This is a genomic window from Pontimicrobium aquaticum, from assembly GCF_005047595.1.
Classification (GTDB): Bacteria; Bacteroidota; Bacteroidia; order Flavobacteriales; family Flavobacteriaceae; genus Pontimicrobium; species Pontimicrobium aquaticum.
The window spans coordinates 545,306-568,626 of sequence record NZ_SUPL01000001.1 but is presented as its reverse complement, the minus strand read 5'-3'; the positions used below and the strand labels follow the sequence as shown (position 1 = coordinate 568,626).

The following is a 23,321-nucleotide window of genomic DNA, read 5'->3' as shown; positions in this document are numbered from 1 at the left end:
AACAGTTTTAACAAAATCAAAAAGTATATTTGCTTTTCAAATTTTTTAGATGAATAAAAAAGCTATTGCACTTATCTTTTCTATACTATTTGTGGCTCTTATTTCGGCGCCATCTATAATTAGTGCAATAGATGATTCTGTAGATATTTCAATACTCTACAGTATTACAGAAGAAGAAAACGAAAACTTTAAACTCACCTTGCCTGATAGTGACTTAAGCGATACAGAAAAAGTATTTGCAAGTAACACAACTAAGCAATTAGAGTATCGTAACAAGAAGTATTCTACACCTCACCTTAATTTATCGTCTCCACCTCCAGAAGTAAACATGTAATAATTTAGTTTAAGGCAAAGCAAAGCCTTATCAAAATTGAAAGTTCAATTAAAAATTAATCTTTTTTAGATTAATTAAATCAATTATTATATGTTTAAATATATTAAGAGTGACTTACCTGCGAGTATAGTCGTATTTTTTGTTGCATTGCCATTATGTCTAGGTATTGCGTTAGCCAGTGGTGCTCCTCTCTTTTCGGGAGTAATTGCAGGAATTATTGGTGGAATTGTTGTTGGAGGTTTAAGTGGTTCTAAAATTGGTGTTTCAGGACCTGCAGCAGGTTTAGCAGCTATTGTGTTAACCTCAATAGGAACCTTAGGAGGTTATGAAAATTTTTTAGTAGCAGTAGTTATAGCTGGAGCTATCCAGCTTTTATTTGGGTTTTTAAAAGCTGGAATTATAGGCTATTATTTTCCATCATCTGTAATAAAAGGGATGTTAACAGGGATTGGTATTATTATTATTTTAAAACAGATACCACACTTTTTTGGTTACGATAAAACATTCGTGTTTTTTAATGTTAATGAAGAAAGTACCTTAACCCAATTACTAAAAATTGTAGATCATATACAAATTGGGTCAACATTAATTGGAATTATTGGATTAGGCATATTGCTTTTTTGGGACAAAGTATTATCTAAAAAAGGAAAAATATTTCAAATCATTCAAGGACCTTTGGTAGCAGTAGCTATTGGTATTATTTTTTATACACTAACACAATCAAATGATTCATTGGTAATAACCGAATCACATTTAGTAAGTGTACCAATACCCGAAAATGCTGCATCGTTTTTTGCACAATTTAGCTTTCCAAATTTTAGCGTTATTACAAATCCAGATATCTGGATTGTAGCGTTTACCATTGCCTTAGTTGCTAGTTTAGAAACGCTTTTATGTGTAGAAGCTACAGATAAGTTAGACCCAAATAAAAATGTAACTCCAACAAACAGAGAGTTATTAGCGCAGGGAACAGGTAATATTGTTTCAGGGTTAGTAGGAGGACTTCCAATTACTCAGGTTATTGTACGTAGTTCGGCAAACATTCAATCTGGTGGTAGAAGTAAACTATCTGCAATTGTTCACGGTCTATTATTATTGGTTTCAGTAATTTTAATTCCAAGATTGTTAAACATGATTCCTTTATCTGTTTTAGCAGCCATTTTATTAATTGTAGGATATAAACTAGCAAAACCATCATTGTTTATAAAAATGTATCAAATTGGTTGGAAACAATTTATTCCGTTTACAGTTACTGTTTTAGGTATTGTTTTTATCGATCTTTTATATGGCATTGGTTTAGGACTTACTGTAGGTGTGGTTGTAATACTTATAAAGAGTTACCAAAACTCACACTTTTTGCATATAGAAGATAAAAGCAATGGTAAACAAAGATTGAAAATGACCTTAGCAGAAGAGGTAACATTCTTTAATAAAGGTGCTATTTTAAAAGAGCTTGATAGGCTTCCTGAAAATTCTTTTTTAGAACTTGATGTAAGAAAGACAAGATTTTTAGATAACGATATTGTTGAAATTCTCGAAGATTTTGCATTTAAAGCAAAACAAAGAAATATTGATATAGAGTTAGTTTCAGAAAGAGGAATTGTACAAAACCCAGATAGTTATATCGAGTTTTTTAAACTAAGGCCTAAAACCGCTTAGAATGAAGAAAATTAATATAAAAAGTAAAATAAGTCTGTTAGCACTAATCATTGCATTAATGCTGCCTACATTTGTTCAAAGTCAAGACAGTAATTTTGGTAATTGGCTAATTTATATAGGGAACAAAAAACTAAATAATAAATGGAACATCCATAATGAAGTTCAATATAGAAACTACAATGCCATTGGCGATTTGGAGCAGTTATTACTTAGAACAGGTTTAGGATATACCTTTAACGATAACAAAAACAATATGTTACTAGGTTATGGTTATATACTATCTGAAAATTACGTTGGAAATACAGACGACAAAATATCGGTTAACGAGCATAGAATTTTTCAGCAGTTTACATCAAAACAGTCAGTAGGCTCAGTAAAGTTAAACCATCGATATAGGTTTGAACAACGATTTGTTGAAGACGCTTTTAAAATGCGTTTCAGGTATTTTTTAGGCTTAAACATCCCTTTGGGTAAAAAAGAGAAAGATGTAAATAAATATTATATTTCTGCTTACAATGAAATTTTCTTAAACACGAAAAGTTCTATTTTCGACAGAAACAGAGTTTATGCAGGTTTGGGATATAATATTAGCAATACATTAAGATTAGAAGCTGGCTATATGAATCAGTTTTTTGAAACTACAAGTCGAGATCAATTTAATATAATAACGTTTTTTACTTTTTAAAGAACACAAAATAACTAAATAACCATGAAAAATTTATTTTCGAATTTAAGAGGCGATATCTTTGGAGGCGTTACAGCAGGAATTGTAGCATTACCATTGGCATTAGCTTTCGGTGTTTCTTCAGGATTAGGCCCAAGCGCAGGGTTGTATGGAGCTATTTTTATTAGCTTTTTCGCTGCACTTTTTGGAGGAACAAACACGCAAATTTCTGGACCAACAGCACCAATGACTGCCGTTAGTATGGTGGTTATCGCTGGTATAATTGCGGTAAACGATGGCGATGTCAATAAAGCACTTCCAGCCATTTTAACAGTATTTATTTTAGCAGGACTAATGCAAATAGGTCTTGGAATTTTAGGACTTGGTAAGTACATTCGATACATACCTTATCCTGTAGTTTCAGGGTTTATGACTGCTATTGGTGTTATAATTTTAGTAACACAAATTTTACCATCTATTGGGTATTACCCAAAAGACGATGTAGAATTTGTAAGCGAATTTAAACCCGTAGCCGAAGAACTAATATTAGAGAATATTCTTAAAGAAGAAGCAGGCGAAGGCATTTTAGTTCTTGAAGATTTTAAAGAAACAATTAATAGAGCCGAAAAAGTAACACCAGACCAAATTCTTAAAGAGTCGCAAACGTTAGCAGCCAAAGAAGCTTCAGGTGTTATGGGAGCTTTTAAAGTGCTGCCAAGAGCATTGCAAAAAACAAACTGGCTAGAGTTATTGTTAGCACTTGGTACCATTTTTATTATTTATGGATTTAAGAAAGTAACCAAAGCAGTGCCAAGTACTTTAGTGGCTTTAGTTGTAATGACATCTGTAGCCATTGGGTTTAGTTTAGACTATCAACCTATAGAGAGAATCCCTGAAGGATTGCCAACTATTAGAACCGATATTTTTACCAGTTTTAGCTTAGGCTCCATAACGCCATATATATTTACAGCGCTTACATTAGCACTTTTAGGAGCAATTGATTCCTTATTAACAAGTGTTGTAGCAGATAATATGACAAAAACTAAACACAAACCAAATAAAGAATTAGTAGGTCAAGGAATTGGTAATACTATAGGAGCTTTATTTGGAGGTATTCCAGGAGCAGGAGCAACTATTAGAACCGTTGTAAATATTAATTCTGGTGGAAAAACAAAACTTTCAGGGATGATTGCTGGTATCATGCTATTAATAATACTATTAGCATTAGCTCCATTGGCATCCAAAATTCCTGCAGCTGTTTTAGCCGGAATTTTAATTACTGTTGGCATTGGTGTAATGGATTATAAAGGATTAAGAGCGATTCCTGCTTTACCAAAAGATGTTAAGTTTGGACCATTAAAATTAAGTTCAGAAGTAATCATAATGATTATAGTATTATTATTATCTACATTCTGGAATTTAGTATATGCGGTTGGAATTGGTTTGGTAATAGCTTCATTAATGTTTATGAAGAAAATAGGTGATTTAACAGCTGAGCGTAGTGATGTAAAACCATTAAAAGAAGAAGCTTGGAAAGACGAAATAGGGTTTCCAGAAAACCTTAAAGAAGAAGTGTTTATTAAACACTTAAAAGGCCCTTTGTTTTTTGGTTCTACAAGCGATTTTCAGCAACTCAGGTTGCAAATACCTGATACAGCATCCACAGTAATATTGAGGTTAGGACGTATGCAATATATGGATCAATCAGGTTTATATGCTATGGAGGATATGCTTCAAGATTTAAAAACCAAAAATGTAGATGTGTTGTTTGTAAACTTATTAAAACAACCGCGTTACATGATGGAGCGAATAGATATCATACCAGACTTTATTCCAGAAGAGCACATATTCAATAATTTTAATGACTGTGTTCGCTGGATAAAACAAAATATAAAAGATGTACATTAAAGATTTAAAAAAATATTAGAAAAAAACAATAAATTATGAAAGCACATACTAAAGAATCACAAGCAACAATGACCCCTGAAAAGGCATTGCAATTTTTAAAAGAAGGAAATATAAGGTTTCAAAGTAATTTAAAGGCAAATAGAAATTTATTAGAACAAGTGAACGATACTAGTGAAGGGCAATTTCCATTTGCAACCATTTTAAGTTGTATAGATTCCCGAGTGTCAGCAGAATTGGTTTTTGACCAAGGTTTGGGTGATATATTCAGTGTTCGCATCGCTGGAAATTTTGTAAATGAAGATATCTTAGGAAGTATGGAGTTTGCATGTAAGCTTGCAGGTACAAAACTAATTGTTGTATTAGGGCATACCAGTTGTGGTGCTGTAAAAGGCGCATGTGATCATGCAGAAATGGGTAATTTGACCAAGTTAATAGAAAAGATTACTCCAGCAGTAAATGCCACACAAGACCCTAAGGATGAAAGTTTAAGAACGTCTAAAAATTTAGACTTTGTAGATGCAGTATCAAAAAAGAATGTAGAATTAACCATTGATAGAATTCATGAAGAAAGCCCTATCCTTTCAGAAATGGAAAAGAACGGAGAGATCATGATCATTGGTGCTATGTATGATATTAACACTGGTGCTGTAGCCTTTTACGAATAGTTATTTATAAAATAGTGAATAAAAAAAAGTCGCTAATGAGCGGCTTTTTTTTATTTCTCAGCAGTTTCTGCTGGTAAATCTTCTTTTATAATATAAGGAAAAATCATAGGAGCTAGCGATTCAACAGGCTCATAAAGCACAGAGTTTTCTATGTCTTCTTCACCTAAAAAAGGAATTGCTCTATTCATTTTACTAAAAATCATTAAAGCAATACTTAAAATAAGCGCTATTTTAAGTGCTCCAAAAACACCTCCAAGGAGTTTGTTTAACATACCTAAAGCAGCAAAATCTGCCAACTTGGTCAACGCTCTCCCAGCTAACGAAATAACCATGACTATAATAACAAAGGTTATGGCAAAAGCAGCTATATTAATGGTTTGTTCACTCCAATCTACCTTACTTTCTAAAAAACCAGCCGCAAAATCGCTAAAGTGAATCGCACCAAAAACACCAGCAACAAGTGCCACTAAAGAGGCTATTTCAACAAACAGACCTTTAGAAAGACCACGAATAAGACCAAATAGAATCAGGGCTCCTAAAATGATATCTAAAATATTCATATAAATATAGTGTGTTACAAACCTACATATTTTAAAATCAAAAAAAGAAATTAAAAGGTAGTGTAATAATAACGATAGAGTTTCCTTAGTATTTTATATCTCTGTAACTTTGTGGCTTATTAAATGAAAAATTACCGTTGTAACGGAAAAAAATATGGCAAGAGACGAACAGTTAAAAGAACGATGGGAGCTTGTGGTTGGGAGACTTTCAACGCAGTTTGCAGATGGCGACACCTTAGATTTAGATGCAATAATTTATTTAATTGGTGTTCAGGAACTAGGACAACTACATCGTAAGTTTAAAAAAGATGAAAAGGTAAACCTTATGCATATAGCTATTTGCAGATTACTGGAGCCTTATGGATATTATGAGTTCGATTTTATAGACGATCAAGGTTGGCCACATTATAAAACAAAAGAAAAACTTCCAAATTTAAAAGCTGGAGAACAAAGTGTTTTAATGAAAGAGGCCATTGTAAACTATTTTCTTCAAGCGGAATTTATAAGATAAGATTTGTTAAATTTGCCCATTATTTTGAATACTTGTATGTATTCAGCACAAGAGAGATATCATGATTGATAAAATTAAAGAACTAATTGAAGAAGTAGAAGCATTTTCTGCACAATCGTTAGATGAAATAGAAGCATTCCGAATTAAGTATTTAGGAAAAAAGGGATTACTTAATGAGTACTTTGCAGAGTTTAAAAATGTAGCAAATGATCAAAAAAAAGAATTTGGTCAAGCTATTAATAAACTTAAAACAACTGCACAAGAAAAAGTTAATGCTTTAAAAGAAGAATTAGAAGGTAAAGGAGAAGATACTCAAGGTAATTTAGGAGACTTAACAAGACCAGGAGAACCTATAAATATTGGGTCTCGTCATCCTATTTCAATTGTAAAAAATCAAATTATTGACATCTTTTCACGTATTGGATTTAACGTTAGCGAAGGTCCTGAAATTGAAGATGATTGGCACAACTTTACAGCATTAAATTTGCCAGAATATCATCCAGCGCGTGATATGCAGGATACATTCTTTATTCAAACAAATCCAGATATTTTATTACGCACACACACAAGTTCTGTGCAAGTGCGCTATATGGAAAATAACAAACCACCTATTCGTACTATTTCTCCAGGAAGAGTATATCGTAACGAAGCCATTTCGGCACGTTCGCATTGCTTTTTCCATCAAGTAGAAGGCTTGTATATTGATAAAAACGTGAGTTTCTCAGACCTAAAACAAACATTGCAATACTTTACAACCGAAATGTTTGGAAAGTCTAAAATAAGGTTGCGCCCTTCGTATTTTCCATTTACAGAGCCTAGTGCTGAGGTAGATGTGTATTGGGGATTAGAAACCGAAATAGATTATCGTATTACTAAAGGCACAGGATGGTTAGAGATTATGGGCTGTGGTATGGTTGACCCTAATGTTCTTAAAAATTGCGGCATCGATCCTGAAGTGTATTCTGGTTTTGCTTTTGGAATGGGAATTGATAGAATCGCAATGTTATTACACCAAATAGGTGATATACGTTTATTAAGTGAAAACGATGCGCGTTTTTTAGATCAGTTTAAGTCGGCTTTATAATTTATTGTCATTACGAGGGTAATGTCATTCCGACCGTAGTGGAGGAATCTTATGTTTTCTTATTTTTGTTGAATGCCTAAAGTCACAGCTTCGCATAATTATTATGTTTACATAATAACCAATAAAAATAAAACGGTTCTATATATTGGTGTGACTAATAATTTAAAAGAGAGAATATTTTATCATTCTAACCCTGAACCCCATTCAAAATCATTTTCACATAAGTATAAATGTAAATACTTAATATATTTTGAGCATTTTTTGGAAATTGAAGATGCAATTAAAAGAGAAAAACAACTTAAAAAATGGAGTAGAGCTAAAAAAGAGAGGTTGATTAATTTAAAAAATCCTGATTGGACTTTCTTAAATGATACTGTTTGAGATTTCTCACTTCGATTTCACTCAGTGCAAGCTAGCTCGAAATGACAAAGAACTATGAAAAAAGATATCCAAATACCAGAAGTATCTAATGTGTATGTATCTGTTGTAAATGAGTATAACGATATTTACAAAACACATGATTGGAATGCTTATATCATTAACGATAAAGACGTTGCGTTAGAAATGGTGCTAATTGTTACCAGAGGTTTTTCTGAAATTAAATCCACCTCAACCATGCGTCATAAACTAGATATGCTACCTGCTAAAAGTTATGCAAAAATAGAATTCATGCAAGAGGATGTGCTAGCCCTAAATAACGAGTTTAAAGTAACATTTTTTGAAGCTAATAAAATGTTTGAGAAAACTTATCTATTTAGAAAAAATACCATTAATAAAAAGGCACTGCAAACTATTCCTTTAATGGAAGTAAGAGGTGTTTTGGTGAAGTGATTTTAAAATAGTCACATCTGTCGTAATTTAGTGACATACTGTTCAAGTAAATATAGAGACCAAAAGCTCAATAATAAAATCAGAAATATGTTTTTCATTTTTTAAAATTAACCCCAACGGTTGTTATATAAAAGTAGCGAGTAGGAATACACTAGCTTTTCTGAATAAAAAATGAATAAAAAAGCACAAACCTTTCGGATTGTGCTTAACTGGCTGTTCTTCACATATGTTGTTGTAGTCTTTATTTCTTTTTCCAAATTCGACCTTTAAAGGCATCGTCAACAGGTGTATTAAAAATATGGTTGAAATAATTACTCATTGTTTTAATGCCCACAGCTGAGATTACACCTAAAATGTGTTTTTCAGTATATCCTGCATCCATAAAGTTTGCAATATCATTGTCTGTAGGTAACCCTCTCTTTTTTGTAATTATTCTTGAAAACACGCTTAATGCTTTAAGTTTATCATCTGGAATTTCTGAGTTGTCCCTTATTGCATTGGTAACTTCAATTGGTACATTAGTCATGTTGTCACCAACAAAGCTGTGTGCAGCCATACAATATTCGCAATTGTTTTCAAATGCTATCGATAAAAATATTACCTCTTGTTCTTGTGAGTTAAATCCCGAATTAGCCCTAAAAGAGTTATAAGCAAATGCATAACCATCTAATAAAGCAGTGTTGTTAGCCATACCTGCATACATATTAGGAATTAATCCTAATTTCTTTTGTGTTGCTTCTAAAATTTGACTCGAAATTGCATCTGCATTTTCAATAGTCTTGGGTTTTAAATCCATTGTTTTTGTGATACTCATAATTATTATTTATTTGAATTATTAATACTAAGCATACGCTTAGTTATATTATAAAAAAAAGTTATAAATTTTTGAAAGTACTTTCTATGAAATCATTTAACTGTTCTTGGTCAAACATTTTTGAGGCAACAGATAATCCTTGTAATGATATCATTAAGTAATTTGCTTGCTTATTAATTGTTTTTGTTGTCTTTAAACTGTTAGATTCTAATTTTTGTATAAATACTTTTTTAACACTTGCAGCAAAATTTAAAATTTCAGAAATAATTTCCTTGTCAGCTTTTTCCCCTAATTCATTTACGGTGTTTGTTATTAAACACCCTTTATTAAGTTGTATATCTTTAGAGAAATTAATAAAATCATAGAAATACTGCTTAATTGATTCTATTCCATCAGAAGAATTTTTAAGTTTATCTATTAATTCTAGCTTAGCTTTTTTTTTGTAGCAGTTTAGGCTTTTTAAGAACACCCCTTTTTTATTTCCAAAACTAGAGTAGATTGAAAACTGGTTAATTCCCATTTCTTTTTCTAGCATTCTAACAGAAGTACTTTCGTATCCATTACGCCAAAACAAATCCATTGCCTTTTCTATAACCTCCTCTTCTTTATATTCTTTCTTTCTAGCCATAAATTACTATAACTTTACAAAACTAATCAATTGCTTAGAAATGAAAAAACAAAATGCAATATTTATGATAATTTTAGGTATTTAGCCAAAACGAGTTTAGCTTTATTTTAAACCAACTAAATTTTTTGTTGTTATTGCGCTTACACGTTCTTGTTAGTAGTGGTTTTTTACGGTTGAATTTGCTTCATATTCCATTCGCCATTATCAAATTCAAATAATTTTCTGTCGTGGAATCTTGTTTTTTTGAATTCCATAAATTCGATTCTTAAAGGTTTGATTGAAACTCCGCCCCAGTTTTTAGGTCTTGGAATATTTTTATCTTCTGCCACTTTTCTCAATATTTGTTTTTCCAGTCTTTCCATATTGTCAATTTCTTTTCCTTGTTCACAAATGGAAGAAACTGCTTTAGACTTTTTACTTCGCTCACTAAAATATTTGTTTGCAAGTTGTTTGTTTATTTCGGTTGCTATTCCTTGTATTCTAATTTGTCTTTCAGTTTTTGTCCACCAAAAAGTTAGTGCAACCTTATCATTATTTTTGATTTCAATTCCTTTTCTTGAGTTTAAAGATCCAGTAAGAATAAAAGAGTCATTAATTATTTCTTTAAACGAAACAAATCTAGCATTTGGAAAATTGTCAATTCCGATTGTTGATAAGCAAACTGCTGTGGGAATTTGTACTTTAGTTAGATTAAGTTCCTTTTGAAACCACTCAGAGAACAGCGATATAGGTTGTTTTGTTTTACTCATTTTAATTTTAACATTGTGTTTTTTAGCTTGTAGGTTACGTAACAAAAAAAGTGTACTAACCTTTGATTAAGCACTTAATTTAGTAAATACAAACCGAATAGAAAATCCGCGAGGATTTTCGTAAGTAGATGAGTATTAGCAATGAATTATAAACGTTGTTCTACTAAGTTTTTTTATTTAAATTGTTCAACATTAAATTCAATATTCCAATTTTTCAAATACTCTTTTAAACTACCTAATCCAACTTTAGCTCTCCTTCTATCAACAAATTCGGGTTTTTCAAGATTATATAATTCCCATTTTTTAGTTTCTCTATTTTGGGTAATTTGTGAGCCATATACTTGGGGTTTTCCATCAAACATTAAAATTCTATCTTCCATCAAGGCAATACTACTTTTGTCTAAATCTCCCATTTCAGCTGATTTTTTTAATAAAGGGAAATATTTTTTTCGATTGATGTTGTCCGCGTGTTGGAATACCAACCAAATAGCATTCATCTGTTTTTTGGTCACATCTTTTTTTGTTGGCATTCCACAATTTTCAATCAGACTTACAACTTTAATTAAATTTTGTTTGTCTATTTTAGGGTCAATATCGCTGAGATTATCAGTTAATCTCATATTCTGATCCAGCGAATGTATTTCTTCCAAAATTTCAGCTTTTTTTTGACAATCGATGTTTATAATTTTTATGGGTACATAATTGTACGCTTGTTGTAATTTTATTAAAAGCTCCCCATCTTTTTGAGTAGCCTTTCTTAAAATCATTTCCCTTACAATTCCATTTTTATCTACATATCTATCATATGCCCAATTTTCTTGATTAGGAATTTTTTTAATTGAATCCAGAGTTAATATTTCTCCATTCTCATTTTTATAAGTAATATTTTGGATGTCCAGAATTTCTTTATTTCTGGCTCTATCAATTAGTTCCTTTTCTGTCAGTTTTGTTAATCCATTCGGAATATATTTGTTTTCGTTATTGCATGAAATCAGAAATATGATAAGTAAGCTAAAAGTGTAAGTTTTTAATTTCATTTTGTTGGTTATGTCAAATTATGTAGGGCGTATTTGTATATGGTTTGTTGCGTGTTTTAAGCACCTAATTTAGCAAAATACAAACCAAATAGAAAATCCGCGAGGATTTTCAGAAGTAGGCGAGAACAAGCAATTACTTATAGCCATTATTGGCGGTAGTTATTTTTTTGGTCTTAGCGTTTCAATAACCTGAGCATCCACCCAGAACATATCCGTATTCTCATATTTGTCAGTTGGTTTTACTTTACCAACATTTCTGTTAAAAAACAGATATTTTCCGTCTGGTGTTACACTTGCACCATATTCTGACGCTTCAGTGTTTATCTTTTCACCTAGGTTAATTGCTTCACTCCATGAACCATCTTTTTGTCGAAAGCTGACGTAGATATCAGCATTGCCATATCCGCTATCTCGTCTGCCATCCCAAAGAATGTAAGACTCATCAGGTGCAATAAAAGGATGAGCGTTTGATTTTCCAGTGTTAATTTGTTTTCCGAATGATTTGGGTTCTTCACGTTTTCCGTCTATTAATCGAGAGTAACGCAGATTACCTTGTTCCGACATTTCATCGAAAACATAAGTTCCATTGGCTGAAGCTGTAAGTCTCATAATAGGAATCTTCATAAATACGGTGTCAAGTTTTTTTATCTCCGACCAACCAGTACCAATACGTTCTTTATACCTTCTGCCCAAGTGCATTTTTTTTCCATCGGGAGATATGAAAGGTTGTCCAACCCTTGGTGATATAACAAAATCCTGCCATTGGTTGTTTTTATATTGAATGACCACAAATTCCATTTTTTTATCTTCCTCTTTTTCTCCAACTTCTCTGATGAAATAAAACTCTTTAAGGTCAGGCGTAAAAACACCATCAATTTCCCAATTCAAAGTTGTAACTAATCCAGGGGCAAAAGGTTCTGGTATTAAACCAGGCGGCTTTTGACCAAGATAAGGACTTTCCGTGGTCGAAAAATCATTCTCTTTTGTTTTCGATTTCTCAGTTTTGCAAGCATTTAATAATATTACGAATACTAGCACTGAAAATTTAATTATGTGATTTCTCAAAGTTTAATTTGTTTTAATTACCGCCAACGTACAGATAAACACAATTGCGTTTATCTACATTATATGTATTTCTGTAAATTTAAATAAAATTCTTACAAAATTAAGTGTTAATCCAACTTCTCAGTCAGTTTTTTAAACTCTTTTTTAGCGTCTTTACCTTCGTATAAAATAGCATAGACTGCATTTATAATGGGCAGTCTCGTTTTCTTTTTGTTTTTCTCGTTAAGCAAATGCGCACTTTTAGTAGCATAGTAACCTTCTGCCACCATGCTCATTTCCATTTGTGCAGATTTTACAGTATAACCTTTACCAATCATGTTACCAAACATACGGTTTCTAGAAAACACCGAGTAACCTGTTACTAATAAATCACCTAAATAGGCAGAGTTATTAATGTTACGTTTCATTTTATGCATTTTTTTAATAAAACGCTTCATTTCACGAATGGCATTACTCATTAACACACTCTGGAAGTTATCACCATAACCCAAACCATGTGCTATGCCTGCTGCTATGGCATAAATATTTTTAAGCATCACAGCATATTCGGTGCCAATAATATCGTCGCTAATCTTGGTTTTAATATAATCACTATTCAAAGCACTAGCTATAGCTTGTGCCTTGTTTGCATCAGCACACGAAATGGTTAAATACGATAAGCGTTCTAAAGCAACTTCTTCAGCATGACATGGTCCAGCAATTACCGCAATATTTTCAAAAGATATATTATAAAAATCATGAAGATGTTCACCAAGTAGCAAACCGGTTTCTGGAATAATTCCTTTTACAGCGGAAACCACTATTTTATCAGAAATATCAATAGTTAACTTTTTTAATTCGTCATGAATAAAAGCTGATGGAATGACAAAAATCAACACATCAGCATAAGCGGCTGTTTCATTAATATCGTTACTAAGTTTGAGTTGTTCTAAATGAAACTCAACAGAGCTTAAATAACTTGGGTTGTGTTGGTATTTTTTAATATAGTCAATGGCTTGTTCGTTGCGCATGTACCAACCAACTTCATCTAAATTTTCACATAACATTTTTACAATAGCAGTTGCCCAACTTCCGCCTCCAAACACTGCATATTTTAAATCTGACGCCATAAAAATTTTTAATTTGAGTATTCAAAAATACGTAAAATAATAAGTTTACATAAGTACTGATAAACAGGAGCTTATGTTTTTGGCATGTAATTTGAAAGCGACTAAGTATAACATTAAAAGAAATGCTTATGAAGACTTTAAAATTACTTTCAGGATTTGCGATAGTCGCACTATTGTTTACTTCTTGTTATACAGAAGTTATTATTGATGACGAACCATCAACATCCTTACACAGTGTATTAAATTCTCATGAGCTTTGGTACATAGATGTAAATCAAACTGTTGGCTTAGGAGAAACACCCTTTTTACAAATAGCGTTTACAGTATCGTTTAGAAATGGTACACTTTATGCCAATAACAATCTAGTTGGTATTGGTAGTCAAGGAAACGGTTTTGGTATTCCGGTTGGAAGCTACGGAACTTACGATATGGTATTAGATGTTGACCATGATGTTGACGGTTTTAATACGTTTGATGTGTATTTAATAGACTCAAATACCATCGAGTTGTACAATCCAAACAACGATACCTCATACTTTCTGCATGGCTACCAGCGTAACACATTCGATTACGATTTTGTGTTCTATGATAACATTCATTATTTCTTACAGGAATACGAAGCTTGGGAAAAAACATATACAAGTGATGTAGGTGTTTTAAATGAATTTGATTACGAAAACTATTTACAGTTTTTATCTGGTGGTGACGATTCAGATTTTAGAAGTTCGCAAGATGAAAACGTAAGTAACGTTAATAATATTTATTGGGATTACTCTGGAAAGTATGGTGTACAAGATGTAGTAAATAACGACTATTTAAAAACTTTAACATTAGATTACGATTATTTTGACAATGAATATTTCGAGTTAAACGTTATAAATGATGCGCGAATAGAACTGTATCATTCAACTTCTGGAACGTATTACGAGTTTGAAGGAAGAGGATACATAGAGTATATGAGAACAACAAATAGCAAAAAAGATAAATCTCAAAAAAAGCGTAAACAAAAAACAATAAAGAAAGACAACCCTAGGGTTAATACAAGAAACTAAAATTTTGGTTGGTTATTTTAGTTTTAAAACTGCTTAGATGCATTATGGTGTCTAAGCAGTTTCTATTTTTTATGTGACCAGAAATAAAATAAGGTGTCTAAAACACACACACATAGAGTTATTAACAATAATTGGAGTTTCAATAACATTTTAAGAACTTTATAATAAATCATTTATAACAACTTTAAAACAATAAGACAATGGGAATATTTTCATTTATTAAAAATGCAGGAGCAAAAGTTTTTGGAATTGGAAAAACGGAAGCCGAAGAAGCGGCCGAAGCATTAGAAGCAAAAAAGAAAGCAGAAGCAACTGCAGCAGCACACATGATGCAAACTGTAAAAGACTTGCAATTAGAGGTAGAAAATTTAGATATTCACGTTGAAGGTGATACGGCAAGAATTAGAGGAGCTGCCTACGACCAAGCAACAAAAGAAAAAGTGGTGTTGGTTGTTGGAAACTCTAATGGAATAGCAACAGTAAATGACCAAATGACAGTTGAAAATGTAGAACCAGAAGCACAGTTCCATACGGTTGTAAGTGGTGATACTTTGGGTAAAATTGCCAAGAAATTTTACGGAAATGCAATGAAATATCCTGTAATTTTTGAAGCAAACAAGCCAATGCTAAAAGACTCAGATTTAATTTATCCAGGTCAAGTATTGCGTATACCTCATATGGAGGACTAGACTTAGATTAATATATAAAAAATAAAAAACCAGCTATATAGCTGGTTTTTTATGCGTGGACACATAAAAAGAAAGTAGAATACTACTAAAAAAAGTAGTTCATCTAAAAAATATGGTTTTTCAAGACTATTATTGTACTTTTATAAGTAACCTACTTAATCTAATGTTATGAAAAAACCAATACTTTTAATCCTAATGTTGAGTCTATTTGTATTATCTGGGTGTGATACAGAGTTAATTAGTAACGAGGAACTAACATTGGCAGATGACCCAAACTTTACTGTTACAGAAGATATTGTAACCAACGAGAACCAAAATAGTACAGATAATGAAGTATGCTTAACTACTAACTTAATTGCTGGTCAACACCATGTTGCAGGAACGGTAAGTGTTAAAAATGATGGAGAAAACTTAATTATTACCTATATTACAAATGGAGATTGGACAATTGAAGCCACTCATTTAAGTATTGGAGGATGCGACGATGGGTCAATTCCAACTACTGAATCGGGAAATCCTAAAATCGGACATTTTGAATATCATTCTACACATTCTGATGGTGTTAATGTAGTCACTTATACAATTAGTTTAGATGCTATCCTAGATGAGTTTTGCTTTGCTGCACATGCTGAAGTACAAGGACCTACTGGAGGAGAGACTGCTTGGGCTGAAGGCACAGAATTTCCAGGAAATAGTTGGGCGATGTATGTTGAAGCTAGTTTGTTAGACTGCGATGATGACGATGGAATTATGCCAGTATAAATAATAACATTGCTAAATAATGTTTTATTTATAAAAATTCATTTCGTCAAGATATTGCCAAACATGTTCTGGAAGCATGGGTTTTACATTTTTTCCAGCTTTAATAGATTTTCTAATAAACGTAGAAGATAATTGCATTATTGGAGCATCAACCTTAACAATATTTGGGTGGTCTTCAAATTGATGGTTTATTGTACCTTCTGATATTCTAGGATATACATAAATACTATGTCTTGCTAAAATTACCTCGTAGTTCTTCCATTTATGAAAACTCTTCAAGTTGTCTTCTCCCATAATAAGTGCAAACTCATTATCAGGATATTTCTCTTCTAAATAGCTCAACGTATTGACTGTGTAATTAGGTTGTGGTAAACCAAACTCTATATTACTTTCTTTTAATTTTGGATAATCTTTTGTAGCTAGATATACCATCTCTAATCGTTGGTAATTGTCTAGTAACGAGTTTTTCTTTTTAAAGGGACTATGCGGTGTTACTACAAACCATACCTGGTCAAGATCACTATACTCAGCTAAGTGGTTGGCAATGGTTAAATGACCAACATGAATAGGATTAAAGGTGCCAAAGTAAAGACCGATTTTCATTTTTAAGAGTTTGGGTTTACAAAATTGTTTACCAAAGTATAGGCTTCATCTAACGCCTTGTCTAAAGAATCATTTTCAATAATTACGTCAAAAAGTGGTGCTGTAGCTAATTCAGCTGAAGCTTTTGCAACGCGCATATTTATTTTGTCGTCGCTCTCAGTTTTGCGCTTTTTAAGGCGTATTTTTAACTCATCGATACTTGGTGGTTTCACAAAAATAGCCAATGTTTGCTCAGGAAACTTTCGTTTTATACGCAATCCTCCAGACACATCAATATCAAAAATAACATGCTTGCCAAGTGCCCAAATACGTTCCACTTCGGTTTTTAAAGTACCATAAAAATTATCGCGATAGACTTCTTCCCATTCTAAAAATTCATCGGTTTTTATTTTAGAAATAAATTCTTTTGCAGATAAAAAATAGTAATCTTTTCCATTAACTTCCTCACCTCTTTTGTTTCTTGAAGTAGCCGAAATTGAAAACTCTAAATTAAGTTCAGGTTGCTTTAAAAGGTGCTTTACAATAGTTGTTTTACCAGAGCCAGAAGGCGCAGAGAATACAATTAATTTACCTTGACTCATAACTACAGTACGTTTAATAATTGCTCTTTGATTTTTTCTAGTTCATCTTTCATTTGAACTACTAACTTTTGCATTGGCGCATAATTGGCTTTAGAGCCAATGGTGTTTATTTCTCTACCTATTTCTTGACCAATAAACCCAAGTTTTTTGCCATTAGAATCTGCTGAATGCAGAGATTTTACAAAATATTCTAAATGGTTGTGAAGGCGTACTTTTTCTTCGGTAATATCAAATTTTTCGATGTAGTAAACGAGCTCTTGCTCAAATCTGTTTTCGTCAACTCTTTCTTTTAATTCAGCAATACCTCTATTTAAACGCTCTCTAACATTTTCAATACGTTCTGGGTCAATTTTTATAACCTCTTCAAGTAGCTTATCAATGTTTTCTAAACGAGTAATGAAATCTTTTTCAAGTGCCTTCCCTTCCTGGAGTCTATAATCTTTAATTTTTTCTAAAGTAGCCTTAATACCATCTTCAATTTGTTTCCACTCGTTAGCATCTATATCGTCCCTTTCGGTACTTAAAGCATCAGGAAACCTAACTGCCATTTTTAATAATTCAGTAGCATCACCATCAACAATATCTTTAAGTTGTTGCATGTAGGTTTTAACCACAGGCTTGTTTACTTTGCTTGTTGTTTCTTCGCCTGTAATCTCTAAGTAGAGTGAAAAATCAACTTTACCTCTTACAAGGTGCGACGCAATAAGTTTTCTAATATGTAATTCTTTTTCACGATACACTGATGGCATGCGTGTATTCAAATCGAGGTTTTTGCTATTGAGCGATTTTATTTCTAAGGAAATTTTTTTTGTTGGAAACTGAAGTACAGATTTTCCGTAACCTGTCATTGATTGTATCATTGGTAATATTTAAAAGTTGCACAAAGATAATTAAATCACTTAAGTAATGATGTTATTAAATTGAAACATAAGCTGTAAATAATAACTTTACAAAAAATAAAATATATGTATTTAAAGCACTTTGAAATACGATGGAATGACCTTGATGCGAATAAGCATTTAGGGAACTCAACTTATGTTGAATATATGAGCGATACACGAATGAGTTTTTTAACAAGCCATGGTTTAAGTCTAGATGTTGTAAATAGTTATGGTTTGGGACCAATTGTAATGTACGAGCATATATACTATTTTAAAGAAATTGGACTTGACGACAAGGTAAAAGTAAGCTTAGAAGTCTCTGGAATGAGTGAAGATGGTCGTTTTATTCAAATAGAACATAACTTTTTTAATGAAGAAGGTAAAAATTTAGCAAATGCTGAAATGTTATTTTCTTGGATGGATTTAAAAACTCGAAGATTTGGAAAAATACCAATTGAATTACTACAAAAAATTAAAAATTTCCCAAGATCAAATAATTTCAAAATTCTAACAAAAGAAGAGACAAAAAGGCTGATTAAAAAACCCATAGACTTGCCAGGTAATTAACTGTAAAAGGAATTTTTACTAACTTAATACCATAATATACTAACTAAACAAACAATATTATGGAAGAATTTGATATTAATTGGATTGCCCTTATTGTAGCGGCAATTATACCATTAGTAACTGGATTTATATGGTATCATCCTAAAATTTTTGGAACTGCATGGATGAAAGAAACTGGTATGACAGAAGAAAAAGCAAAAAGCATGAATCCAGGAAAAACCTATGGATTAGCTGTAGTGTTTGCTTTTTTAATAGCCTTTTCTCTTTGGGCACAAGTAATGATAGGAGGTGGTCCTGGCGAGCCTCATGGTGTAGATCCTTATATGACATTTAAGCATGGTGCTTTTCATGGTGCCTTAATAGGTGTATTTTTAGTGTTGCCAGTTTTTGCAACAAATGCATTATTTGAGATGAAATCAACAAAGTATGTATTGATAAATGTTGGATACTGGATAGTAACAATGGCATTAATGGGAGGTTTAATAAACGCTTGGTCATAAAAATTTTAAACTTTATAAATCTAAGAGGCTTTTGTAGCCTCTTTTTTTGTTTTAAAAGCATGGTGTTGTTTAAATTCTTTTAATTTAACACGCTTAATAATGAATTTAATAATACGATTCATAAAAGGTCTTTTGTGTTTTATATAGCAAGTTAAATCAACAGGAATAGCACCAATGGTAGTTTTAATTTCAGAAGCTGTTCTTCCAAAATTTATATGTGATACTTGTTTCTCAAGACCTATACGAACATAATCATTTAATATTCTTGGATAAATGGCATGCTCTCTATTCAAATTATAATTTAAACCAATAAAATGGGCATCCAAATGATTGTTGTTAGCTAATGCCGAAAGGAATCCAACCAATTTATTTTCTAAAAAATAGGCTTTTACAATAAAATCATCATGATATATTTCCCGCAAGTGTATGTAAGTGTCTAAGTTTAACACCTGAGCATTAAAATTGGCATTTGCAATGGTGTTTTCGTAAAGTTTTTGTAGCTCTTCTTTGTATGTTGCAAAATCTTCCTCAGTAAATAAACGAGCAGTTAAAGAATTGCTAGACGAGTCAGCTTTATTAACTTTTACACGATATTTCGACTTTAAATCTTTTTTATAATCATCAAAGGTTTTCCAATTAGTATCTAGTTCTAAGATTAAATTAGGTTCTACATGCATTTCAGTAAAACCATAATTTTCAAAATGAGTAGTTAGCTTTAATGAGTGTTTTAAAAAGTCTTTTAAAACAATGGCATGAAGCGATTTTGTATGCTTTGCTATATTATTAATTGCTTCAGCAATGGTGCCTAAGGTTTTAATTTTACTAGCCTCCTCTTTTATATAAAGACCATGTTCGCCACTTAAAAAAATGTTCCCATTAGTCATAATCTTCATAGAATTATTGCAGAATAATGAGTGAGCTAATTTTTTTAACCAATTAGCTAGTTTTATGTTTTTCAAAATGACATCTACACTTAATTCAATAGTTTGAATTATTGCTAAGGCTATTGCGCTGCTGTTTTGATTAACAACAATATATTTAAAATTTATGTTTGGGTTTGAAACCTCAAAAGCTTTTAAAAACTTTGGACTAAAATAGGCATTGTTAGCACATTCAAGCTCTATCCATTGTTTAGAAGAGATTGCTGTTACAGTATGATAAGTAACCGCTTGCAAATGACTCATGTAGTATTAGTCTCAATTTTTTAAATTCCCTACAAACTACAATTTTTCTAGATGAGACTTTGCTGCTAAAATCGTTTTTTTAGAATTTCCAATAAAAATTTGATTATCAACAATAATTACTGGACGCTTTAAAAAAGTATAATGATCTAAAATGTAGTGTTTATAATCGGCTTCCGTAAGTGACTGATTTTTTAAATCCATTTCTTTATAAAGTTTAGCTCTTTTACTAAACAAAGCCTCATAGCTACCAGCTAGCTGGTGCATTTCTTCTAGTTGAGAAACAGCAATAGGTTGTTCTTTTATGTCTTGAAACACAAAATTAGAAGGAAGATCAAGCTCTTTAATAATACGCATGCACGTATTACAAGTTTTTAAAAAGTATATTTTTTTCATCATAAACAAACATTAACTTTACAAAGAAAATCAATTAAGATTAATACTTATATTTTTAATTTAATAAAATGAATTACCAATTAGATATCGCTTTAAAAAACAGAACTATTTTAAACTCATTTTTTGAGAAATGTTCGTTAGAAGAATTGAACAAAGTTCCAGAAGGCTTCAACAACAATATTATTTGGAATTTAGCGCATGTAATTGTAACCCAACAATTGCTAGTGTATGAGTTGTCTGGACTACCTATGATGACCAACGATGAGTTAGTAGCCAAATATCGAAAAGGTACAAAAGTAGATGGAGATGTAACACAACAAGAAGTTGATGAAATAAAAAGTCTTTTATTTTCTACTTTAGAGCAAACACAAAAAGATTATGAAAATGGCGTGTTTAAAAACTATAACTCTTATACGACGTCCACAAACAGTACTATGACAAATGTTGAAGAAGCCATAGCTTTTAACAATTTTCATGAAGGAATACACTTGGGATACATTTTAGCATTAAAACGAACATTATAAAAAGATGGATTATTTTTCAATAGCAGCAATTTTAACAGTTTTATCAGCTGTATTTGGGTATATAAATGTGAGGTTTTTAAAACTGCCAATTACTATTGGGTTAATGATTATTACTATTGTTTTTACTCTAGTGGTGGTTGCCATTGGTCAATTTGATGATGCGTTATTGGTAAGAGAAAAAGAACTCATCTCCCAAATAGATTTCAAAACAGTTTTACTAGACATCATGTTAAGTTTCTTGCTTTTTGCGGGGGCACTACACACTAATTTCGCTCAATTAAAAGTGCAACGATGGCCAGTATTTGTATTTGCTACTTTAGGTGTTTTAATGTCAACTTTTTTGGTAGGAATAATCATGTTTTATGTGCTTCAGTTAGTTGGTTTACAGGTTGATTTTATTTACTGTTTGTTGTTTGGAGCGTTAATTTCACCTACAGATCCTATTGCTGTTTTAGGAATTTTAAAGAAAGCTGGAGCACCAAAAAAACTGGAAACAAAAATTGTTGGAGAATCATTATTTAACGATGGTGTTGGCGTGGTTGTGTTTTTAACCATATTTAATATAGCGTCCTCGTCTTCAGGAGATGTTGAGCTAATGGAAATAGTTAAATTATTTGGTGTAGAAGTAATTGGAGGTATTCTACTTGGTGCTATTTTAGGATGGATTACTTATAGAATGATGCGCTCAATAGATGATTATGAAATCGAAGTAATTATTACTATTGCAGCTGTCATGGGTGGAACGCATGTAGCACAAAATTTGCATATGTCGGCACCTTTGGCGATGGTAACTGCTGGACTTATAGTTGGTAACGATACTGTTAGAAATGCAGCCATGTCTAAAATTACCGAAATGTACGTCGATAAGTTTTGGGAACTAATAGATGTATTATTAAATACCATTTTATTTGTGATGATTGGTATGGAAATGTTAGTGTTAACATTTGAAGGTAGCTATATTATAGCAGGATTATTGGGTATTCCAATTGTGCTACTGGCAAGATTTGTATCGCTTTGGGGACCAATTAAGTTTTTTGATAAGAAGTTGGAGTTTGTGCCAAACACAAATATTATTATGACTTGGGGAGGTTTAAGAGGAGGCATTTCTATTGCCTTAGCATTAAGCTTAACCCAAGAAATGCATAAAGAACTGTTTTTGGTAATTACCTATATAATCGTAGCATTTTCTATTATAGGTCAAGGCTTAACGGTAGAACCAATTGTCAAGAAATTAACTAAACAAAAACCTTAGTATATATCTAAATAGGTTTCTACTTCATTAAACGGAACTGTAAATTCAATAACTCCATCAGCGTATGAAGCAATTTCATATACATTGTAAAAACAAATAATGCCTTCATAATTAAAACCAATATTAGCTGGAAGACTAAAAGGCTCACCAAAGAAATAGTTTATATCGCTATTTTTGGTCTCTTTTTCAAAATGAGTTTTAACAACTTTGATTAAAGCGTCTTTGTTATTAAATATATCTTCAAATTGTAATAGCTCACCAGTTGAAGCATCAAAGTTGAAAAGAGTTACATTTAAGTTTCCATGAGCACCACCAGAATTAACATAGCTATTTATGGCTATAGAAATAAGCATAGGTGATTGGTATGTAATTTCGCCATCAAAACTAGCATCCCAAACCATGGCACTTTCACCAAAACCATCTTTAAAGGATTTATATTCAGTATCAAAAGTCTTTATAGCATAATCTAATTGTAAAGTATCTGAAGGTTCTTCAAGAAACACCAACGTATTGGCAATATGATTTTCTATAGCGTTGTTAATTGCTTTAGCAGCAATTGAATTCCCTTCGGCTTTCGGAATATTTAATTCAATAATGGCATTATCTTCATAAAGCGCATTGGTTTCGGTAAAATTTACAACTGTAATTTCTTCACAGGAAAAAAGAATTAAAACAGAAAAAAGAGCTATGAGTTTTGCTTTCAATACAATTATGT

At 31.8% G+C, this 23,321-nt stretch carries 29 protein-coding genes; 16 read left to right on the top strand and 13 right to left on the bottom strand.

Annotated features, from left to right (window positions below; translation table 11 throughout):
* Positions 1-49 precede the first annotated feature (49 nt).
* From E5167_RS02610 to E5167_RS02590, 5 genes are all read left to right on the top strand, one after another.
* A complete protein-coding gene (locus tag E5167_RS02610) occupies positions 50-334 on the top strand; it encodes a hypothetical protein (RefSeq protein WP_136840738.1) in 285 nt (94 codons plus the stop codon).
* Positions 335-424: 90 nt separating this feature from the next.
* Positions 425-1,993 (top strand): SulP family inorganic anion transporter, encoded by a 1,569-nt coding sequence (locus tag E5167_RS02605; RefSeq protein ID WP_136840736.1) that lies wholly within the window; start codon positions 425-427, stop codon positions 1,991-1,993.
* Between the two features lies 1 nt (position 1,994).
* Positions 1,995-2,678, top strand: coding sequence for a DUF2490 domain-containing protein (locus E5167_RS02600; protein WP_136840734.1), 684 nt, complete (start codon positions 1,995-1,997; stop codon positions 2,676-2,678).
* A gap of 24 nt (positions 2,679-2,702) precedes the next feature.
* Positions 2,703-4,565, top strand: a complete 1,863-nt coding sequence (locus tag E5167_RS02595) for a SulP family inorganic anion transporter (RefSeq protein WP_136840732.1) — start codon at positions 2,703-2,705, stop codon at positions 4,563-4,565.
* Between the two features lie 35 nt (positions 4,566-4,600).
* Positions 4,601-5,230 carry a carbonic anhydrase family protein gene (locus E5167_RS02590; RefSeq protein WP_136840730.1) on the top strand — a complete coding sequence of 210 codons (630 nt, stop codon included), beginning with the start codon at positions 4,601-4,603 and terminating at the stop codon, positions 5,228-5,230.
* 50 nt (positions 5,231-5,280) lie between these two features.
* Here the strand turns inward: E5167_RS02590 and E5167_RS02585 are convergent, their stop codons facing one another.
* On the bottom strand, positions 5,281-5,790 hold the full coding sequence (locus E5167_RS02585; protein ID WP_136840728.1) for a CvpA family protein: 510 nt from the start codon (positions 5,788-5,790) through the stop codon (positions 5,281-5,283).
* Between the two features lie 154 nt (positions 5,791-5,944).
* Between E5167_RS02585 and E5167_RS02580 the strand changes: the two genes are divergently transcribed.
* The 4 genes from E5167_RS02580 (at position 5,945) to E5167_RS02565 (ending at position 8,216) form a co-directional block, all read left to right on the top strand.
* Entirely contained in the window at positions 5,945-6,301 is a 357-nt protein-coding gene (locus E5167_RS02580) for a hypothetical protein (RefSeq protein WP_136840726.1), read from the top strand.
* 61 nt (positions 6,302-6,362) lie between these two features.
* Entirely contained in the window at positions 6,363-7,385 is a 1,023-nt protein-coding gene (pheS, locus tag E5167_RS02575; protein ID WP_136840724.1) for a phenylalanine--tRNA ligase subunit alpha, read from the top strand.
* Between the two features lie 72 nt (positions 7,386-7,457).
* On the top strand, positions 7,458-7,766 hold the full coding sequence (locus E5167_RS02570) for a GIY-YIG nuclease family protein (protein WP_136840722.1): 309 nt from the start codon (positions 7,458-7,460) through the stop codon (positions 7,764-7,766).
* 54 nt (positions 7,767-7,820) lie between these two features.
* Positions 7,821-8,216, top strand: a complete 396-nt coding sequence (locus E5167_RS02565) for a hypothetical protein (RefSeq protein WP_136840720.1) — start codon at positions 7,821-7,823, stop codon at positions 8,214-8,216.
* A gap of 241 nt (positions 8,217-8,457) precedes the next feature.
* Here E5167_RS02565 and E5167_RS02560 read toward each other — a convergent pair whose 3' ends face one another.
* The 6 genes from E5167_RS02560 to E5167_RS02535 all read right to left on the bottom strand — a co-directional run bounded on the left by E5167_RS02560 (position 8,458) and on the right by E5167_RS02535 (position 13,618).
* Entirely contained in the window at positions 8,458-9,030 is a 573-nt protein-coding gene (locus tag E5167_RS02560) for a carboxymuconolactone decarboxylase family protein (protein WP_239021925.1), read from the bottom strand.
* Positions 9,031-9,091: 61 nt separating this feature from the next.
* Positions 9,092-9,658 carry a TetR/AcrR family transcriptional regulator gene (locus tag E5167_RS02555; RefSeq protein WP_136840718.1) on the bottom strand — a complete coding sequence of 189 codons (567 nt, stop codon included), beginning with the start codon at positions 9,656-9,658 and terminating at the stop codon, positions 9,092-9,094.
* 167 nt (positions 9,659-9,825) lie between these two features.
* Entirely contained in the window at positions 9,826-10,407 is a 582-nt protein-coding gene (locus E5167_RS02550; protein WP_136840716.1) for a pyridoxine/pyridoxamine 5'-phosphate oxidase, read from the bottom strand.
* Positions 10,408-10,580: 173 nt separating this feature from the next.
* Positions 10,581-11,444, bottom strand: a complete 864-nt coding sequence (locus tag E5167_RS02545) for a DUF6624 domain-containing protein (RefSeq protein WP_136840714.1) — start codon at positions 11,442-11,444, stop codon at positions 10,581-10,583.
* Positions 11,445-11,603: 159 nt separating this feature from the next.
* Complete coding sequence (locus E5167_RS02540; RefSeq protein ID WP_136840712.1) at positions 11,604-12,509, bottom strand: TolB-like translocation protein; 906 nt, start codon at positions 12,507-12,509, stop codon at positions 11,604-11,606.
* Positions 12,510-12,616: 107 nt separating this feature from the next.
* Entirely contained in the window at positions 12,617-13,618 is a 1,002-nt protein-coding gene (locus tag E5167_RS02535; RefSeq protein WP_136840711.1) for an NAD(P)H-dependent glycerol-3-phosphate dehydrogenase, read from the bottom strand.
* Positions 13,619-13,746: 128 nt separating this feature from the next.
* Between E5167_RS02535 and E5167_RS02530 the strand changes: the two genes are divergently transcribed.
* From E5167_RS02530 to E5167_RS02520, 3 genes are all read left to right on the top strand, one after another.
* Positions 13,747-14,670, top strand: a complete 924-nt coding sequence (locus E5167_RS02530; protein ID WP_136840709.1) for a nicotinic acid mononucleotide adenyltransferase — start codon at positions 13,747-13,749, stop codon at positions 14,668-14,670.
* Positions 14,671-14,870: 200 nt separating this feature from the next.
* Positions 14,871-15,359, top strand: coding sequence for a peptidoglycan-binding protein LysM (lysM, locus tag E5167_RS02525; RefSeq protein WP_136840707.1), 489 nt, complete (start codon positions 14,871-14,873; stop codon positions 15,357-15,359).
* A 168-nt stretch (positions 15,360-15,527) separates the two neighbouring features.
* Complete coding sequence (locus E5167_RS02520) at positions 15,528-16,121, top strand: hypothetical protein (protein ID WP_136840705.1); 594 nt, start codon at positions 15,528-15,530, stop codon at positions 16,119-16,121.
* A 24-nt stretch (positions 16,122-16,145) separates the two neighbouring features.
* On the opposite strand, the gene nadD is transcribed toward E5167_RS02520, so the two are convergent.
* The 3 genes from nadD to E5167_RS02505 are packed head-to-tail and all read right to left on the bottom strand — an operon-like array spanning position 16,146 to position 18,165.
* Positions 16,146-16,724, bottom strand: a complete 579-nt coding sequence (gene nadD, locus E5167_RS02515; protein ID WP_136840703.1) for a nicotinate (nicotinamide) nucleotide adenylyltransferase — start codon at positions 16,722-16,724, stop codon at positions 16,146-16,148.
* A 2-nt stretch (positions 16,725-16,726) separates the two neighbouring features.
* Positions 16,727-17,305, bottom strand: a complete 579-nt coding sequence (gmk, locus tag E5167_RS02510) for a guanylate kinase (RefSeq protein ID WP_136840701.1) — start codon at positions 17,303-17,305, stop codon at positions 16,727-16,729.
* 2 nt (positions 17,306-17,307) lie between these two features.
* A complete protein-coding gene (locus E5167_RS02505) occupies positions 17,308-18,165 on the bottom strand; it encodes a YicC/YloC family endoribonuclease (RefSeq protein WP_136840699.1) in 858 nt (285 codons plus the stop codon).
* Between the two features lie 105 nt (positions 18,166-18,270).
* Here E5167_RS02505 and E5167_RS02500 point away from each other — a divergent pair, with 105 nt between their 5' ends.
* Both E5167_RS02500 and E5167_RS02495 read left to right on the top strand, forming a co-directional pair.
* Entirely contained in the window at positions 18,271-18,753 is a 483-nt protein-coding gene (locus tag E5167_RS02500) for an acyl-CoA thioesterase (RefSeq protein ID WP_136840697.1), read from the top strand.
* A gap of 59 nt (positions 18,754-18,812) precedes the next feature.
* Positions 18,813-19,253 (top strand): DUF1761 domain-containing protein, encoded by a 441-nt coding sequence (locus E5167_RS02495; protein ID WP_136840695.1) that lies wholly within the window; start codon positions 18,813-18,815, stop codon positions 19,251-19,253.
* 20 nt (positions 19,254-19,273) lie between these two features.
* Here the strand turns inward: E5167_RS02495 and E5167_RS02490 are convergent, their stop codons facing one another.
* Together E5167_RS02490 and E5167_RS02485 are read right to left on the bottom strand one after the other, a co-directional pair.
* Positions 19,274-20,437, bottom strand: a complete 1,164-nt coding sequence (locus E5167_RS02490; protein ID WP_136840693.1) for a hypothetical protein — start codon at positions 20,435-20,437, stop codon at positions 19,274-19,276.
* Between the two features lie 36 nt (positions 20,438-20,473).
* A complete protein-coding gene (locus E5167_RS02485; RefSeq protein ID WP_136840903.1) occupies positions 20,474-20,830 on the bottom strand; it encodes an arsenate reductase family protein in 357 nt (118 codons plus the stop codon).
* Between the two features lie 68 nt (positions 20,831-20,898).
* On the opposite strand from E5167_RS02485, the gene E5167_RS02480 reads away from it, so the two are divergent.
* Both E5167_RS02480 and E5167_RS02475 read left to right on the top strand, forming a co-directional pair.
* Entirely contained in the window at positions 20,899-21,354 is a 456-nt protein-coding gene (locus tag E5167_RS02480; RefSeq protein ID WP_136840691.1) for a DinB family protein, read from the top strand.
* A gap of 4 nt (positions 21,355-21,358) precedes the next feature.
* Positions 21,359-22,606: a cation:proton antiporter gene (locus tag E5167_RS02475; RefSeq protein ID WP_136840689.1), complete on the top strand. Its 1,248-nt coding sequence runs from the start codon at positions 21,359-21,361 to the stop codon at positions 22,604-22,606.
* Here the strand turns inward: E5167_RS02475 and E5167_RS02470 are convergent.
* Positions 22,603-23,310, bottom strand: coding sequence for a DUF3298 and DUF4163 domain-containing protein (locus E5167_RS02470; protein ID WP_136840687.1), 708 nt, complete (start codon positions 23,308-23,310; stop codon positions 22,603-22,605). The two genes, E5167_RS02475 and E5167_RS02470, sit on opposite strands and share 4 nt — an antisense overlap.
* Positions 23,311-23,321: the final 11 nt, after the last annotated feature.

What these genes read in the sequence shown, in the direction of transcription:
- E5167_RS02610 (WP_136840738.1), top strand. Translation starts at nt 50, where the DNA reads ATGAATAAAAAAGCTATTGCACTTATCTTTTCTATACTATTTGTGGCT.
- E5167_RS02605 (WP_136840736.1), top strand. Translation starts at nt 425, where the DNA reads ATGTTTAAATATATTAAGAGTGACTTACCTGCGAGTATAGTCGTATTT.
- E5167_RS02600 (WP_136840734.1), top strand. Translation starts at nt 1,995, where the DNA reads ATGAAGAAAATTAATATAAAAAGTAAAATAAGTCTGTTAGCACTAATC.
- E5167_RS02595 (WP_136840732.1), top strand. Translation starts at nt 2,703, where the DNA reads ATGAAAAATTTATTTTCGAATTTAAGAGGCGATATCTTTGGAGGCGTT.
- E5167_RS02590 (WP_136840730.1), top strand. Translation starts at nt 4,601, where the DNA reads ATGAAAGCACATACTAAAGAATCACAAGCAACAATGACCCCTGAAAAG.
- E5167_RS02585 (WP_136840728.1), bottom strand. Translation starts at nt 5,790, where the DNA reads ATGAATATTTTAGATATCATTTTAGGAGCCCTGATTCTATTTGGTCTT.
- E5167_RS02580 (WP_136840726.1), top strand. Translation starts at nt 5,945, where the DNA reads ATGGCAAGAGACGAACAGTTAAAAGAACGATGGGAGCTTGTGGTTGGG.
- pheS (WP_136840724.1), top strand. Translation starts at nt 6,363, where the DNA reads ATGATTGATAAAATTAAAGAACTAATTGAAGAAGTAGAAGCATTTTCT.
- E5167_RS02570 (WP_136840722.1), top strand. Translation starts at nt 7,458, where the DNA reads ATGCCTAAAGTCACAGCTTCGCATAATTATTATGTTTACATAATAACC.
- E5167_RS02565 (WP_136840720.1), top strand. Translation starts at nt 7,821, where the DNA reads ATGAAAAAAGATATCCAAATACCAGAAGTATCTAATGTGTATGTATCT.
- E5167_RS02560 (WP_239021925.1), bottom strand. Translation starts at nt 9,030, where the DNA reads ATGAGTATCACAAAAACAATGGATTTAAAACCCAAGACTATTGAAAAT.
- E5167_RS02555 (WP_136840718.1), bottom strand. Translation starts at nt 9,658, where the DNA reads ATGGCTAGAAAGAAAGAATATAAAGAAGAGGAGGTTATAGAAAAGGCA.
- E5167_RS02550 (WP_136840716.1), bottom strand. Translation starts at nt 10,407, where the DNA reads ATGAGTAAAACAAAACAACCTATATCGCTGTTCTCTGAGTGGTTTCAA.
- E5167_RS02545 (WP_136840714.1), bottom strand. Translation starts at nt 11,444, where the DNA reads ATGAAATTAAAAACTTACACTTTTAGCTTACTTATCATATTTCTGATT.
- E5167_RS02535 (WP_136840711.1), bottom strand. Translation starts at nt 13,618, where the DNA reads ATGGCGTCAGATTTAAAATATGCAGTGTTTGGAGGCGGAAGTTGGGCA.
- E5167_RS02530 (WP_136840709.1), top strand. Translation starts at nt 13,747, where the DNA reads ATGAAGACTTTAAAATTACTTTCAGGATTTGCGATAGTCGCACTATTG.
- lysM (WP_136840707.1), top strand. Translation starts at nt 14,871, where the DNA reads ATGGGAATATTTTCATTTATTAAAAATGCAGGAGCAAAAGTTTTTGGA.
- E5167_RS02520 (WP_136840705.1), top strand. Translation starts at nt 15,528, where the DNA reads ATGAAAAAACCAATACTTTTAATCCTAATGTTGAGTCTATTTGTATTA.
- nadD (WP_136840703.1), bottom strand. Translation starts at nt 16,724, where the DNA reads ATGAAAATCGGTCTTTACTTTGGCACCTTTAATCCTATTCATGTTGGT.
- gmk (WP_136840701.1), bottom strand. Translation starts at nt 17,305, where the DNA reads ATGAGTCAAGGTAAATTAATTGTATTCTCTGCGCCTTCTGGCTCTGGT.
- E5167_RS02505 (WP_136840699.1), bottom strand. Translation starts at nt 18,165, where the DNA reads ATGATACAATCAATGACAGGTTACGGAAAATCTGTACTTCAGTTTCCA.
- E5167_RS02500 (WP_136840697.1), top strand. Translation starts at nt 18,271, where the DNA reads ATGTATTTAAAGCACTTTGAAATACGATGGAATGACCTTGATGCGAAT.
- E5167_RS02495 (WP_136840695.1), top strand. Translation starts at nt 18,813, where the DNA reads ATGGAAGAATTTGATATTAATTGGATTGCCCTTATTGTAGCGGCAATT.
- E5167_RS02490 (WP_136840693.1), bottom strand. Translation starts at nt 20,437, where the DNA reads ATGAGTCATTTGCAAGCGGTTACTTATCATACTGTAACAGCAATCTCT.
- E5167_RS02485 (WP_136840903.1), bottom strand. Translation starts at nt 20,830, where the DNA reads ATGAAAAAAATATACTTTTTAAAAACTTGTAATACGTGCATGCGTATT.
- E5167_RS02480 (WP_136840691.1), top strand. Translation starts at nt 20,899, where the DNA reads ATGAATTACCAATTAGATATCGCTTTAAAAAACAGAACTATTTTAAAC.
- E5167_RS02475 (WP_136840689.1), top strand. Translation starts at nt 21,359, where the DNA reads ATGGATTATTTTTCAATAGCAGCAATTTTAACAGTTTTATCAGCTGTA.